The 14,006-nt window shown below is 63.0% G+C and carries 16 protein-coding genes and 1 pseudogene; 12 read left to right on the plus strand and 5 right to left on the minus strand.

Features of this window, described 5'->3' with window-relative positions:
* A complete protein-coding gene (gene crtD / locus ACODNH_RS15680) occupies positions 1 to 1,488 on the minus strand; it encodes a carotenoid 3,4-desaturase (protein ID WP_306705767.1) in 1,488 nt (495 codons plus the stop codon).
* Positions 1,489 to 1,623: 135 nt separating this feature from the next.
* On the opposite strand from crtD, the gene ACODNH_RS15685 reads away from it, so the two are divergent.
* Entirely contained in the window at positions 1,624 to 2,799 is a 1,176-nt protein-coding gene (locus ACODNH_RS15685) for a M24 family metallopeptidase (protein ID WP_306705769.1), read from the plus strand.
* Between the two features lie 10 nt (positions 2,800 to 2,809).
* Here ACODNH_RS15685 and ACODNH_RS15690 read toward each other — a convergent pair whose 3' ends face one another.
* Positions 2,810 to 2,959 carry a DUF1272 domain-containing protein gene (locus ACODNH_RS15690; RefSeq protein ID WP_306705771.1) on the minus strand — a complete coding sequence of 50 codons (150 nt, stop codon included), beginning with the start codon at positions 2,957 to 2,959 and terminating at the stop codon, positions 2,810 to 2,812.
* Positions 2,960 to 3,165: 206 nt separating this feature from the next.
* Here ACODNH_RS15690 and ACODNH_RS15695 point away from each other — a divergent pair, with 206 nt between their 5' ends.
* On the plus strand, positions 3,166 to 3,336 hold the full coding sequence (locus ACODNH_RS15695; RefSeq protein ID WP_306705772.1) for a hypothetical protein: 171 nt from the start codon (positions 3,166 to 3,168) through the stop codon (positions 3,334 to 3,336).
* A gap of 44 nt (positions 3,337 to 3,380) precedes the next feature.
* On the plus strand, positions 3,381 to 3,590 hold the full coding sequence (locus ACODNH_RS15700; RefSeq protein ID WP_004593281.1) for a ribbon-helix-helix domain-containing protein: 210 nt from the start codon (positions 3,381 to 3,383) through the stop codon (positions 3,588 to 3,590).
* Between the two features lie 8 nt (positions 3,591 to 3,598).
* On the opposite strand, the gene ACODNH_RS15705 is transcribed toward ACODNH_RS15700, so the two are convergent.
* Both ACODNH_RS15705 and ACODNH_RS15710 read right to left on the minus strand, forming a co-directional pair.
* Complete coding sequence (locus ACODNH_RS15705) at positions 3,599 to 4,009, minus strand: hypothetical protein (protein ID WP_306705779.1); 411 nt, start codon at positions 4,007 to 4,009, stop codon at positions 3,599 to 3,601.
* A 47-nt stretch (positions 4,010 to 4,056) separates the two neighbouring features.
* Positions 4,057 to 4,737, minus strand: coding sequence for a hypothetical protein (locus ACODNH_RS15710; RefSeq protein WP_434530542.1), 681 nt, complete (start codon positions 4,735 to 4,737; stop codon positions 4,057 to 4,059).
* 121 nt (positions 4,738 to 4,858) lie between these two features.
* Between ACODNH_RS15710 and ACODNH_RS15715 the strand changes: the two genes are divergently transcribed.
* Complete coding sequence (locus tag ACODNH_RS15715) at positions 4,859 to 5,545, plus strand: VOC family protein (RefSeq protein ID WP_306705782.1); 687 nt, start codon at positions 4,859 to 4,861, stop codon at positions 5,543 to 5,545.
* A gap of 148 nt (positions 5,546 to 5,693) precedes the next feature.
* Complete coding sequence (locus tag ACODNH_RS15720; RefSeq protein ID WP_434530543.1) at positions 5,694 to 5,978, plus strand: hypothetical protein; 285 nt, start codon at positions 5,694 to 5,696, stop codon at positions 5,976 to 5,978.
* A 120-nt stretch (positions 5,979 to 6,098) separates the two neighbouring features.
* Here ACODNH_RS15720 and ACODNH_RS15725 read toward each other — a convergent pair whose 3' ends face one another.
* A complete protein-coding gene (locus ACODNH_RS15725; RefSeq protein WP_306705784.1) occupies positions 6,099 to 6,401 on the minus strand; it encodes a DUF5779 family protein in 303 nt (100 codons plus the stop codon).
* 134 nt (positions 6,402 to 6,535) lie between these two features.
* Here ACODNH_RS15725 and ACODNH_RS15730 point away from each other — a divergent pair, with 134 nt between their 5' ends.
* From ACODNH_RS15730 to leuD, 7 genes and pseudogenes are all read left to right on the plus strand, one after another.
* A complete protein-coding gene (locus ACODNH_RS15730; protein ID WP_306705786.1) occupies positions 6,536 to 7,780 on the plus strand; it encodes a LeuA family protein in 1,245 nt (414 codons plus the stop codon).
* 345 nt (positions 7,781 to 8,125) lie between these two features.
* Entirely contained in the window at positions 8,126 to 9,880 is a 1,755-nt protein-coding gene (ilvB, locus tag ACODNH_RS15735; RefSeq protein WP_306705787.1) for a biosynthetic-type acetolactate synthase large subunit, read from the plus strand.
* Positions 9,881 to 9,921: 41 nt separating this feature from the next.
* Positions 9,922 to 10,455, plus strand: a pseudogene (gene ilvN, locus ACODNH_RS15740) (acetolactate synthase small subunit); the annotation flags it as partial.
* Between the two features lie 18 nt (positions 10,456 to 10,473).
* Positions 10,474 to 11,505 (plus strand): ketol-acid reductoisomerase, encoded by a 1,032-nt coding sequence (ilvC, locus tag ACODNH_RS15745; RefSeq protein ID WP_306705788.1) that lies wholly within the window; start codon positions 10,474 to 10,476, stop codon positions 11,503 to 11,505.
* The gene (locus ACODNH_RS15750; protein ID WP_306705790.1) at positions 11,498 to 11,770 is read left to right on the plus strand and encodes a hypothetical protein; all 273 of its coding nucleotides are present in this window, start codon (positions 11,498 to 11,500) and stop codon (positions 11,768 to 11,770) included. The genes ilvC and ACODNH_RS15750 overlap by 8 nt, the downstream gene beginning before the upstream one ends.
* A gap of 79 nt (positions 11,771 to 11,849) precedes the next feature.
* The gene (gene leuC / locus ACODNH_RS15755) at positions 11,850 to 13,271 is read left to right on the plus strand and encodes a 3-isopropylmalate dehydratase large subunit (protein ID WP_306705792.1); all 1,422 of its coding nucleotides are present in this window, start codon (positions 11,850 to 11,852) and stop codon (positions 13,269 to 13,271) included.
* Positions 13,268 to 13,912 carry a 3-isopropylmalate dehydratase small subunit gene (gene leuD / locus ACODNH_RS15760; protein WP_306705794.1) on the plus strand — a complete coding sequence of 215 codons (645 nt, stop codon included), beginning with the start codon at positions 13,268 to 13,270 and terminating at the stop codon, positions 13,910 to 13,912. Before leuC ends, leuD begins: the two co-directional genes overlap by 4 nt.
* Positions 13,913 to 14,006 lie beyond the last annotated feature (94 nt).

Below are 14,006 nucleotides of genomic sequence, written 5' to 3' on the forward strand. Positions count from 1 at the left end.
TCAGGCGATATCCTCAATGAGTGCCTCCGCGGTGTGTTCGCCGCTGATGAGACACATCGGCACGCCGATGCCGGGCGTCGTGAACGACCCCGTGAAGTAGAGCCCGTCGACGGCCGACGAGCGGTTGTTGGGCCGCAACAGGGCTGTCTGGCGGAGCGTGTGTGCCAGACCGAGGGCCGTGCCCTCCGTGGCGTTGTACCGCTCGCCGAAGTCGGAGACGGCGAATTGCTTCTCGTAGACGATGCGGTCGCGCAGGTCCACCCCGGTGTTGTCGGCGATATCTCCCAGAACCTTCTCGCGGTACTCCTCGCGGATCTCGTCCCCATCGTGCAGGCCCGGCGCGATAGGGACCAGAACGAACAGATTCGAATGCCCGTCGGGGGCGACGGTGTCGTCAGTCTTCGAGGGTACACAGAGGTAGTACGCCGGGTCGTCGGGCCACGCGGGCTCGTCAAAGATATCGTCGAAGTGCGGGTCCCAGTCCGTCGGCAGGACAAGGGTGTGATGCTCCAGCGGTTCCACGTCGCCCTCGACGCCCATGTACATGAGGAAGGCAGACGGTGCGTACGTCTTGTCATCCCAGTACTCGTCGTCGTACTGGCGTTCGTGGTCAGGGAGGAGTTCCCGTTCGGCGTGGCCGTAGTCGGCGTTGACCACCACTTCGTCGGGGTGGGTCGTGTCGCCGTGGACTGTCTCGACGAGGAATCCATCCTTCCGCCGGGAAATCTCCTCGACCTCGGCATCGGTCTCGTAGGTGACGCCGAGTTCTTCGCCGAGTTCGACGAGGCCGTCGACGACCGCGCCGACGCCACCGTCAGGGTAGTAGACGCCGAGGTTGAAATCGACGTGGCTCATCATATTATACAGGGCTGGCGTCGTCCGGGGCGAGCCACCGAGAAACACCAGCGTGTACTGCATGATTTGCTGGAGCTTCGGGTGCTCGAAGTAATCTTCAACGTGGCTCTGCATCGTGCCGATGAGCTGGAGGCCAACCGGCGCGGCAGTCATGACGTCAAGGTCGACCCAGTCGCGCAGCTCCGAGCGGTCCTCGTAGACGAACTTGTTCATGGCCGTCTCGTAGTGGCGTTCGCTGGTCGACAGATATTCTTCGAACGCCTCGCCCGCGCCGGGTTCGTACTCCTCAAATTTCTGGGCCATCTCGTCGTTGTCGCCGGTCACGTCGATCTGGTCGCCGTCCTTGAAGAAGATGCGGTAGTGCGGGTCGAGCCGCTGGAGGTCGTAGTAGTCGCGGGGCTCCTTCCCGAAGTACGCGAAGAACCGCTCGAACACGTCGGGCATCAGGTACCACGACGGACCCATGTCGAACCGGAACCCATCCACCTCCAGCCGGGACGCACGGCCCCCAAGTTGCTCGTTTTTCTCCAGTAAGGAAACGTTCGCATCTGCGTCCGCCAGGTAGCACGCAGCGGAGAGCCCACCGATGCCGCCACCGACGACAGTCACGTCTTCACCGGACAAGTCACTCATTACTAGGTATTGAGGGGCTGGAACGTCAATAAATGAGCGGCCAAACTGCATCGGTATGGCATTCGTGGTCATATACCGGGCCATCGAGCGGCTCAGTGGGAGACGTATATGGGGATGGGGAACAGACTGACACGTATGGAGCCTGATCTCTCAGCACTGGACGCATATCTCGATGACGCCGGCGTCGACGGCTACCTCCTTGACGCAGATTCCGAGGTGTCAGATCAGTACTATCTCTCGGGTTTCGACGCGCCTGACCCGTTCATCACGCTATACGACGGTGACACACATCTCCTCTTCCCACGGAGTCTAGAATTCGGCCGCGCAAAGCGTGAGTCACGGGCCGAGACCGTCGAACGCTACGTCGACTTCGATCACCAGAACAAAGTCGAGGAGTACGGCCCGGACGAGGCGGTCTCGCACGTCCTCGCGGACTTCCTTGCGGCCTATGATGTCGACAGTGTGGCCGTCCCGCCGCGGTTCCCGCTACGGACGGCAGACGGCCTGCGTGCACGCGGCGTGGACGTGTCGGCCGACACCGACGGCATCGTCACGGAGATCCGAGCGACCAAGACCGAACCGGAAGTCGACCATATCCGGACGGCCCAGCGGGCCAACGAGGCGTCGATGGAAGCTGCTGAGTCACTGCTCGAAGCGTCGACGATTGCTGCCGACGATACGCTCGAAGTCGACGGCGAGACGCTGACAAGCGAGCGAGTGAAAGAAGAAATCGAGGTGACGCTGCTCCGGCACGGCTGCTCGCTGGACGAGACTATCGTCGCCTGTGGCGCGGACGCCGCGGACCCCCACGACCGCGGGAGCGGGCCACTCGTCGCCCACGAGCCGATTATCATCGACATTTTCCCCCAGGATAAGGCGACGAAGTACCACGCCGACATGACGCGAACGTTCGTGAAAGGCGAGCCCAGCGAGACGGTGCGCGAGTGGTACGACCTGACAGAACGCGCGATGGAAGCCGCGTTCGACGCCCTGGAACCCGGCGCGACTGGCGCGGACGTACACGACGCCGTCTGTGATGTGTACGAGGACGCCGGCGAACCGACGCTGCGTGACGACGACCGAACGGAGACGGGGTTCATCCACAGCACAGGCCACGGCGTCGGGCTGGACGTCCACGAGCTTCCACGGCTGGCACCGAACGGCGGTGAACTCGAACCGGGGCACATCGTCACTATCGAACCAGGCCTCTATGACCCCGATGTCGGCGGGGTCAGAATCGAGGACATCGCCGTCGTCACTGCCGACGGCTACGAGAACCTGACCGAGTACGAGATCCAGTTCGTCGTCTGATCCGGTCGCTTCAGAGCTGTTCCATCTGGCCGCCACAGGACGGACAGGCTGCTTTGGCGTCCTCTGTCTGAGTCCCACAGAGCGTACACTCATACCGCATTCCAGTCGAGTCGCTGTCATCGGTGCCGAACAGACCCGAGAGTCGTGGTAGCAGTTTCATTTTGGCCACCGTTCCAAGCTATGATTGCTTTTGTCAAGGCACTTGTTACCAAATGTCAGTAATTTCCGCGCCTTCATCATGAACATTTATTATGGATGGGTCGAAAGGTGGTGGTACTTGATGCTTGTATCCGATGTACGCCCCGCACGCGACCTCCACACTGCACTGCCCACAAAACACAGACGCCGGCCGACACGACCCCTAGGATGACAACACGAATCACGACCCCCCGAAACGAGGACTCGTACCCGACAACTACGCTGCCCTTCGACGACGCGGACGACCAGTCTCGATCCCGCCGCGCACCGAAGATGTTCTCGCCGACCAATCACGCCACGATGGGCCAGTTCGACACTGAGGCCACGGACCCGCGCTGAACTGGGACACAACGCATATCCCGCAGGCAGACCTCCGTGCCGATATGGCTGATTACACCACGGTATCGATTCCGAAGGACCTTGCGGAGCGCGTCGAAGAGACCATCGAAGGGACGAGTTTCTCCAGTACGTCCGACCTCGTTCGGTTCCTGCTCCGGAGTATCGTCGTTGAACACCAGCGGGAAGGAGAACTGACTGAAGCGCAGTTCCAGGATATCACCGACCAGTTGCGGGACCTGGGCTACTTGGAGTAGTTGGGACGCTACTGCGGATACTTCTCGGGCGGCTCAATGTCGAGAACAGTGACCTCCTGCGCTTGCCCGGATCTGTCGAAGGCCTCGAAGGCATCGATATCCCACGGCGGGATGCCGACGAAGACCACTTCGTGCAGGTCATCAGTCTTGCTAACACCCATGTATCCGTCAGGATGTGAGACGAACCGGCCCTGCGTCTGGCCGGCCGGCGTTCCCAGATCGACGCCGAACACTGCCTTCACCGAGGCCCCCGCTGAAGGGAGATAAAAGTCAGTAAACACCGGCGTTTCGTCCGGCAGGTCTGCGTCAGGAAGCTCTCCAGCAGGCGTGACGGCCAGCGAAATTGTCACGTCGTCAGGTTCGGCCTCGCTGGCGAGCCGTAACAGCGTCTCGACGAGTCCGCGTGTGACGTAGACCACGCTATGCTTTCGCACGGCCCGGGTAAAACGGCGTCGTTTGACCCACCTCAGCCGAGCACGAGCGACTTGAGGTTCTTCGCGTACAGCCCCGGCGTCCGGCCGCGGGACCCGCGAAGCGCGTAGGCGATGGCCTCAGCGGCGTCTTCCATCACGCCCTCGCCGTGCCCGACCAAGACTCGCTCGGGGTCAAGCCGCGTGAGCTTCTTCGGCGGGAACAGGCGCAACATCGGGTGGACCCCAAGACGCTCATCGCCGGCGAGGAAGTAGTCCGCCGCCCCGACCGCCTCGGGGACGACTAGCGTGTCGTCCTCGTCGCCATACAGTGCGGCCTCTTGCCAGAACGTGTTGTCGATAATCTTGTGGACACCGTAGTCTGTGTCCGGCAGCTGTCGGCGCATACGTTCGACCGGTGCGTCGATATCTTCTTCGACACCCGACATCCAGTCAGGGATATACACAGGCACGTCGTGGCGGTTTGCAACGGCGGCGCTATCGCGTTTGTGCCGGTCTAACAGGATGACAACGCCGGCCACCTCGCCGAACTCCGCGAACAGGTCGTCGATACCGTCGACGTCTATCGGGTCGGCGACGAACACGCCGGCATCCGTCTTGAGAACGTGACTCGCCCGGACCATCATCTCGTCGGGATAGGGTATGTAGCTCACGCCGCGCTCCCAGCGGTTCGTCTCCATCCAGCCTGCGGTTTCGTCCTGAGTGTTGGTTGGCATACGCCTCTGTACGAGCCTGACGCGAATAAATGGTTGAGAACGGGAAACACGCGAGCTGGGATTGTTTTGCCTGTGAAACAGCCTCCACAGCGGCTTTGTCGGTGGCGGTCGAAGCGCCGATATGCTCTCATCGCCCGCGTGGCTCACGCTAGAGGTGAAGTATCCCGACCGTGCGACGGCGTTTTACGAGGCCTTTCTGGAACTCGACGTCGTTTCAGAGACGCCAGACGAGGCCGTGCTCGCGGCTGGCGACACCGAACTCAGGCTCCGCGCGCCGGGAACAGTTCCACGCGGCGGGCTCCACACACATTACGCGCTCACGATTCCCGAGCGGGAGTACGACGACTGGTACGACCGGCTGGACGAGCGCTTCGATCTGGTCGAACACTCCTTCGGGGACGCGCGCTCGCTGTACTTCTACGATCCGCAGGGCAACTGCGTCGAACTTGGCGAGCGGGCGGTCGACGGCACTGGCGTCACGGGCCTGTTCGAACTCGTCCTCGAAGTCGAGGACCTGTCCGCGGCAGTGGAGTTCTACACCACGCTGGGGTTCGAACTGGTCGACGACGGCCGCGACGAAGGCCGGGTCAGGCTGTCGACCGGCGACCTCGATCTGGAACTGTGGTCACCGCGGCTCGGCATCGCTGACGCCCGCGGCGGCGCCCACGTCGACTTCGGCGTCGTCGCCGAAGACCCAAAATCGACGGCCAGGGAGGTCGCTGACGACGCGCTCGCAGTCACGTCAGTTGACGAGGGCGTCCGAATCAGGGACCGGGACGGCCACTACCTGACGCTGGTGTCTGCGTAGCCGGTTACCGATGTCAGTGTGGCTGGCCAACGGTATCGGGGGATACACTCGCTGGACGTGCATATAATGACTTCCCCCTGTGCTAGTAGCCGTATAGGCCCCTCATAGGCAGGTTCTTTTCGTGTCGAGAGCCACATTCTGCTTGAGGATGTCCCCGACTGACTCCCGGACTGAACGCGATGTCCCCGCGAAGGTGACGCTGTTCTGTCCGGACTGTGGGCACCGGAGCAGGTACGACGGTGACTGGGTCACGGTCGAACGGCGTGGTAGCATACACTACCGCTGTCCGGAATGCCACACCCAAATCACGACTCGACCGCGCCACACTGACAGTGGTTTGCCCCGGTCCCAGTTCTTCGACACCTACTGGCAAGCGTGGAACCATGGTGTTCGTGTGTGGCACGGACTGTTGCAGCGACTGCTCTCGCCGTAAGCGGTCGTGCCAGCTGTTATAACGTCGACCACAATCGCTACACCCGCGGTCTCGCTGGCTATCCCATAGAAGCCCATCACTCATGCAGGACCGCTCGGTTGAGACAGCCTGTTCTGCCACTCAACCCAGCCGCTCAGAGTCGATGCTGACACCCGGCGGCGTCACAATCAGGAACCCACGGAAGTGCATCAGTTCGCCGCCGGCCTCCCGGACCGGTCGGGCGAACCCGGCGGCGAGTTCGTTCAGGTCGCCCTCGACGTTGAGAACCAGTACCGACCCGTTCTCGATGGTATCGATCCACTGTTCGGGCGACTCCGATCCGTCGAGGACGCCGAGCACGACGCGGTTGCTTCCGGCCCCGTCACGGTCCTCATCCATCTGGTCCTCGACGGCCTGCAGGTCAAGCCCCTCGAAATCACTCATAGACACACACACGCGCGGATGGAGCAAAAATCCTCCCCAAGCCGTCTGACGCGCGGCAGTCACGCTGGCTGCGATACCGGGCCAGTGTCGTGTGCCATGTGCACGTGCCACCGTCTTATGAACAAGTATAAATAGTGGAAGCATCCAGTTACGGGTGCTTATGTCCAACAACGAGGGCACGTCGGAATCTCCGGCGGATCGAGTTCTTCCAGGGCACACTGGATTCCACGTCTGAGATTACAGACGCACGGATTTTCGACACCACGCTGCGCGATGGTGAGCAGTCACCACGTACGTCGTTCAACTACGAGGACAAACGCGAGATAGCCGCGCTGCTCGACGAGATGGGCACCCACGTCATCGAGGCCGGGTTCCCCGTCAACTCTGACGCGGAGTTCGAAGCAGTGCGCGACATCGCCGAGTCCACGCGAGTGACGACCTGCGGACTGGCGCGTGTGGTCGAGAAAGACATCGAGGCGGCCTTGGATTCCGGTGTGGACATGGTCCACACCTTCGTCTCGACGTCGGACGTACAGTTGCAAGATTCCATGCACGCGACCCGTCAGGAGGCGCTCGACACCGCTGTCGACTGTGTCGAGATGATCAAAGATGCGGGCGTCGAATGCATGTTCTCGCCGATGGATGCGACTCGGACTGACGAGGACTTCCTCGTCGAAGTCATCGAGGCCACGTCCGCGGCGGGGGCGGACTGGATCAACATTCCGGACACGTGTGGGGTCGCCACGCCGCGGCGGTTCTACGACCTCATCGAGATCGTCGACGACTGCACCGACGCCTACATCGACGTGCACACGCACGATGACTTCGGGCTGGCGTCGGCCAACGCCATCTCCGGCTTCGAGGCCGGGGCCAGCCAGGCGCAGGTGTCGGTCAACGGCATCGGCGAACGCGCTGGCAACGCGGCCTACGAAGAGGTCGTGATGGCGTTGGAGTCGCTCTACGACGTCGACACCGGAATCGACACCACCCGCATCACGGAGCTATCGCGGATCGTCGAGGAGAAGTCCGACATCGGGGTACCGGCGAACAAGCCTGTCGTCGGGCGCAACGCCTTCTCCCACGAGAGCGGCATCCACGCCGCCGGTGTCATCGAGAACTCCGACACGTTCGAGCCGGGCGTCATGACTCCCGAGATGGTCGGGGCCACGCGCGAGCTCGTGCTCGGCAAGCACACCGGGGCCCACTCGGTTCGGGAACGGCTCGTCGACGCCGGATACAACCCGAGCGAGGCGGAGGTCCGCGAAGTGACTCGCCGCGTCAAGGAGTACGGCGCGGAGGAGCAGGTCACCATGTCGGTGCTTGAACGGTTCGCCGAGGAAATCGGCGTGACCGAGGAAAGCGAGGAGGTCCGGGCGTAGGCCAATGACCTCGCTTCCGGCCGTCACTACGAGTGAGCAGCCACCGGTGAGTACCCGGTTTCGAGTAGCTGTCCGCCAACAACTATCACAGAACGTTTATTATTCGGGACGAACTGCATCCGGATGTGATGACCGCGGCTGCTGGGCGTCAGGTTCGAACCCCCGCCAGCACCGTGACCGCTATTCTCGGCGTGCGTATTGTAGGGGCACTATAGCCCCTCTCTTTACCTTTTCACCCCCGGCCGAATCGATTCGTCATACCACCACAGAGTCATCAGTCATGCACGCAGCACACACATCACCGCGGTATCGACCCCGAACACGAACAGATGGAGGGATGACACGATGAGCGAACGCGCATCCGTCCCCAAGGAAGAAGAAACGGAGCCAGAAACCGAACAGGAACCGGTCACAACGGGCGCGCAGTCGGTCATCCGCGCGCTTGAAAACGCCGGGACCGACTACGTCTTCGGCGTTCAGGGCGGCGCGATCATGCCCGTCTACGACGCGCTGTACGACTCCGACATCAACCACGTCACGATGGCCCACGAACAGGGGGCCTCACACGCGGCGGACGCGTACGGCGTCGTCACCGGCGACCCCGGCGTCTGTTTCGCCACGTCCGGCCCCGGCGCGACGAACCTCGTGACCGGCATCGCCGACGCTAACATGGACTCGGACCCGGTCATCGCGCTGACCGGCCAGGTCCCGACGGAGTTCGTCGGCAACGACGCGTTCCAGGAGACGGACACGGTCGGCATCACCCAGCCGATCACGAAGGAAAGCTACTTTGCCGCTGACTCAGACACTGTTGGCGACAACGTCAGCGAAGCGTTCGCGCTCGCTGACGCCGGCCGGCAGGGACCGACGCTGGTCGACCTGCCGAAGGACGTGACCCAGGGCGACACCGAGGTCGAACCCGGCTCCCCCGAGACGCCGGAGACCTACGACGTGCCCGAGGAAGCAGACGACGAAAACGTCCAGGAAGCCGCGGACGCGCTGGCCGAAGCCGAGCGCCCAGTCATCCTCTCGGGTGGCGGCGTCATCAAGGCAGACGCATCGAGTGCGCTCCGTGAGTTCGCAAAGGAGTACGAGATTCCGGTCATCACGACGATGCCCGGCATCGGGAGCTTCCCCGAGGACCACGAACTCTCGCTTGAGTGGGCCGGGATGCACGGCACCGGCTACGCCAACATGGCGATTAGCAACACCGACTGCATGCTGGCTATCGGGACGCGCTTCGACGACCGCCTGACCGGCGGCGTCGACTCATTTGCCCCTGACGCGGAGGTCATCCACGTCGACATCGACCCGGCCGAAATCAGCAAGAACGTCTACGCTGACTACCCGCTCATCGGGGACGCTCGGGAAGTGCTCCGGCAGCTGTTCGACGCGATGCCGCGTTCGCCGGACGCCGACGAGTGGCGCGACCAGTGCCAGACCTGGAAAGACGAGTATCCGATGGACTACGACACGCCCGACGACGAGCCGCTGAAGCCGCAGTACGTCGTCGAGAAGTTCTCGGAGATGACGCCGGACGACACCATCGTCTGTACCGGCGTTGGCCAGCACCAGATGTGGGCCTCCCAGTTCTGGGAGTACACCGAGCCCCGGACGTGGGTGTCGTCCCACGGCCTCGGGACGATGGGGTACGGCGTGCCCGCCGCCATCGGCGCGAAACTCGCCGCGCCGGACCAGGAAGTCGTCTGCTTCGACGGCGACGGCTCGTTCCTGATGACCGTCCAGGGGCTGTCAGTCGCGGTCCGTGAGCAACTGGACATCACCTACGTCGTCCTGAACAACGAGGCGGTCGGGATGGTCCGCCAGTGGCAGGACGGCTTCTACGAGGGTCGCCGGATGGCCTCCGAGTACCCGTGGATCCCGCAGTTCGACAAGCTCGCCGAGGCCTTCGGCGCACGCGGGTTCACGCTCGAATCCTACGACAACGTCGAGGAGACGATACAGGAAGCACGCGAGTACGACGGCCCCAGCGTCATCGACGCCCACATCGACCCCGGGGAGAACGTCTTCCCGATGGTCCCCAGCGGCGGTGACAACGGTCAGTTCGCGCTCAACGAAGACCATCTGGACATGATCTAACAATGACTGGAGGAATGCCAGGCCCCGCGCCGGACGAACGGATGCGCCCAAAGGGCCGACGCAACACGCAGGGAATCCGCGTCGACCCCGAGGCCGAAGTGACACACGAACCGCGACAGGCGGTGCTGTCCGCGCTGGTCAAACACCGACCGGGCGTGTTGTCGGAGGTGTCGGCGCTGTTCAGCCGACGGCAGTTCAACATCGAAAGTCTGACCGTCGGGCCGACAGTCGACGACGACACAGCCCGGATGACGATCCTCATCGAGGAGCCGGAACCGGGGATCGATCAGGCGAAAAAGCAACTTCGGAAGCTCGTGCCCGTCGTCTCGGTCAGGGAACTCGAAGGCGAGGCCGTCCGTCGGGAGCTCGCGCTGGTGAAAGTCAGCGGCGAGAAGCCCGACGACGTCAACGCGGTCGCCGATATGTACAACGGGCAGGCCGTGGATGCGTCTACCGATTCGGTTACTGTCGAGATTACGGGCAGCAAGCAGAAGATCGACGCCGCCATCGAGGCGTTCAAGCAGTTCGATGTGCAGGAAATTGTGCGAACCGGGGCCGCCGCACTGGAACGCGGCCCGAAAACACTAGAGAAGATGTCTGACGGACTTACCACAACAGTCTACTACGACGAGGACGCTGACGTATCGACCATCGATGACGAGACCGTAGCCGTGCTGGGCTACGGGTCGCAGGGCCATGCCCACGCACTGAATCTTCACGAGTCCGGCGTCGACGTAATCGTCGGCCTCCGCGAGGACTCTTCGTCGTGGGCCGACGCCGAGGACGCGGGTCTCCGTGTCGAGACGCCAGACGTGGCCGCCGGCGAGGCAGACCGCGTCGTGATGCTCGTCCCCGACACGATTCAGCCGGCCGTTTACGAGGCTATCGAGGACGAACTGGACGCCGGCGACACGCTCCAGTTCGCCCACGGCTTCAACATCCATTACGGCCAGATCGAGCCGCCGGAAGATGTCGACGTGACGATGGTCGCGCCGAAGTCGCCCGGCCACCTCGTGCGCCGGACTTACGAGCGCGGCGAGGGGACACCCGGCCTCATCGCGGTGTATCAGGACGCGACCGGCAACGCCAAGCAGGAGTCGCTGGCCTACGCGAAGGGCATCGGCTGCACCCGCGCCGGCGTCATCGAGACCTCCTTCCAGGAAGAGGTCGAGACGGACCTCTTCGGCGAGCAGGCCGTCCTCTGTGGCGGCGTCACCGAGATGGTCAAAGCCGGCTTCGAGACGCTGGTCGACGCCGGCTACGCGCCGGAGATGGCCTACTTCGAGTGCCTGAACGAACTCAAGCTCATTGTCGACCTGATGTACGAGGGTGGCCACATGGGCATGTGGAACTCCGTCTCCGACACGGCCGAGTACGGCGGCCTGACCCGCGGTGAGGAGGTCATCGATCGCGAGGGCATGGAGAAAATCCTCGAAGAGGTCCAGAACGGCGAGTTCGCTCGCGAGTGGATCAACGAAAACCAGGCCAACCGGCCCGCCTACAAGCAGTATCGCGACGCCGAACAGAACCACCAGATCGAAGCCGTCGGCGAGAACCTGCGTGAACTGTTCGCGTGGGGCGAGGACGCCGACGCAGAGAAGACAGAAGCTCCAGCAGATGACTAACGAACGCACAGATTCGACGGACGGCGAACAGAACGACTCACGCACAACGATGGGGCGCATCCAGCACACGCACCCCGAAACGAACGGAACCTTCGGCGCGGTGTTCCGCCGCGGCCCAGTTGTGGCCGCTGATGGCGGCGAACGCGACGCAGAGGAGGGGGAGGAGACTGACGAGAAGATGGAAGACATCGACCACGAAGCACCCGACGAGGGTGTCACTCGCGCATACGAGCGCGGAACGGAAGGACGGGACGAGACAACATGAGTACCGATAGACATTCCTGCTCGCTGCGCTGCGCGGGCTGTGACTATCGACCTCATGCTCATGTACGGGGGACATTCGGATGAGTCAGGGAACGCTGTACGACAAGGTATGGAACCAGCACAAAGTCACGACCCTGCCGAACGGCCAGGACCAGCTGTTCGTCGGACTGCACCTTATCCACGAGGTCACCAGTCCGCAGGCGTTCGGGATGCTCAAGGAGCGCGGCCTCGAGGTCGCGCGCCCGGATCTGACCCACGCGACGGTCGACCACATCGTGCCGACCGCGAACCAGGATCGGCCATACAGCGATGACGCGGCCGAGACGATGATGGCCGAACTCGAAGAGAACGTCCGGGACGCCGGTATCCAGTTCTCTGACCCGACGACGGGCGATCAGGGGATCGTCCACGTCATCGGTCCGGAGCAGGGCATCACCCAGCCCGGCAAGACCATCGTCTGTGGCGATAGCCACACCTCGACCCACGGCGCGTTCGGCGCGCTCGCGTTCGGTATCGGGACGAGCCAGATTCGGGACGTGCTGGCGACCCAGACCATCGCGATGGAGAAACAGAAGGTCCGCAAGATCGAGGTCACCGGCGAACTCGACGAGGGCGTCGAAGCCAAGGACATCATCCTCGAAATCATCCGCCGGCTTGGGACCGAGGGCGGCGTCGGCTACGTCTACGAGTACGCCGGCGAGACAATCGAGAATCTCGACATGGAAGGCCGGATGTCCATCTGCAACATGTCCATCGAGGGCGGCGCTCGCGCGGGCTATGTCAACCCTGATGAGACCACCTATGAGTGGCTTGAAGAGACGGACTACTTCCAGGAACACCCTGAGAAGTTCGAGGAACTCACGCCGTACTGGGAGTCCATCCGCTCCGACGAGGACGCCGAGTACGACGACGTGGTCGAAATCGACGCGGGCGAACTGGACCCCGTCGTCACGTGGGGGACCACGCCCGGCCAGGGAATCGGTATCGACGACCCAATTCCGGAACCCGAGGACCTCGCCGACGACAAGGTCGACACCGCCCGCCGTGCCCAGAAGCACATGCGCGTTGAGCCCGGCGAGACGATGGAAGGGTACGATATCGATGTTGCCTTCCTTGGTTCCTGCACCAACGCTCGGCTGCCTGACCTCCGCCGCGCGGCCCGCATTGTCAAGGGCCGGCAGGTCGCTGACGACGTGCGGGCGTTCGTCGTCCCCGGCAGCCAGCGCGTCCAGCGCGCTGCCGAGGAGGAGGGCCTGAAGGGCATCTTCGAGGAGGCCGGCTTCGAATGGCGTAACGCCGGCTGTTCGATGTGTCTGGGCATGAACGAGGACCAACTGGAAGGCGACGAGGCCTGTGCCTCCTCCTCGAACCGGAACTTCGTCGGCCGACAGGGCAGCAAGGACGGCCGGACCGTCCTGATGAACCCTCGGATGGTGGCCGCCGCAGCCATCACCGGCGAAGTCTCTGACGTACGCGACCTGGAGGAGGTGGCAGTCGCATGAGCGATGCGACTGATGACATCCCCGAAGTCGACTACGTTGAGGGGTCTGGTATCCCGATCCGCGGGAACGACATTGACACGGACCAGATAATCCCCGCGCGGTTCATGAAGGTCGTCACCTTCGACGGTCTGGGCGAGTTCGCCTTCTTCGACCTGCGGTTCGACGACGAGGACAACGAGAAGGACCATCAGTTCAACGAGGAGCAGTTCCAAGACTCGAACGTGCTGGTCGTTAACAACAACTTCGGCTGTGGCTCTTCCCGCGAACACGCGCCCCAGGCCCTGATGCGCTGGGGCATCGACGCCATCATCGGCGAAGCCTTCGCCGAGATTTTCGCCGGGAACTGTTTGGCGCTTGGCATCCCGACGGTCACTGCCGACCACGAGACGATCAACGCGCTCCAGCAGTGGGTTGATGACAACCCCGACGGCGAGATTGAAGTCGACGTGCGGGCGGAGACAGTCACTTACGGCGACAACGAAATCAACGTCAGCGTCGACCGCGCCCAGCGCGAGGCCCTCGTCGAGGGCAACTGGGACACGACGGCGCTGATGAAGGCCAACCAGAACGCTATCGAGGAGACGGCCTCGGAGTTGCCCTATCTCGATCAGACGCGGTCGGATCTCGAAGCGGACGATTAACTACGAGAACCGCTTTGCGTGTTCTCTGCGCGAGCGTTCGGTTCGCAGAAGCGGACGATTGACGCGAGGTCGCTTTCCGACCTCGGTTGGTGCG

The organism is Haloarcula sp. NS06 (assembly GCF_051122755.1).
Lineage (GTDB): Archaea > Halobacteriota > Halobacteria > Halobacteriales > Haloarculaceae > Haloarcula.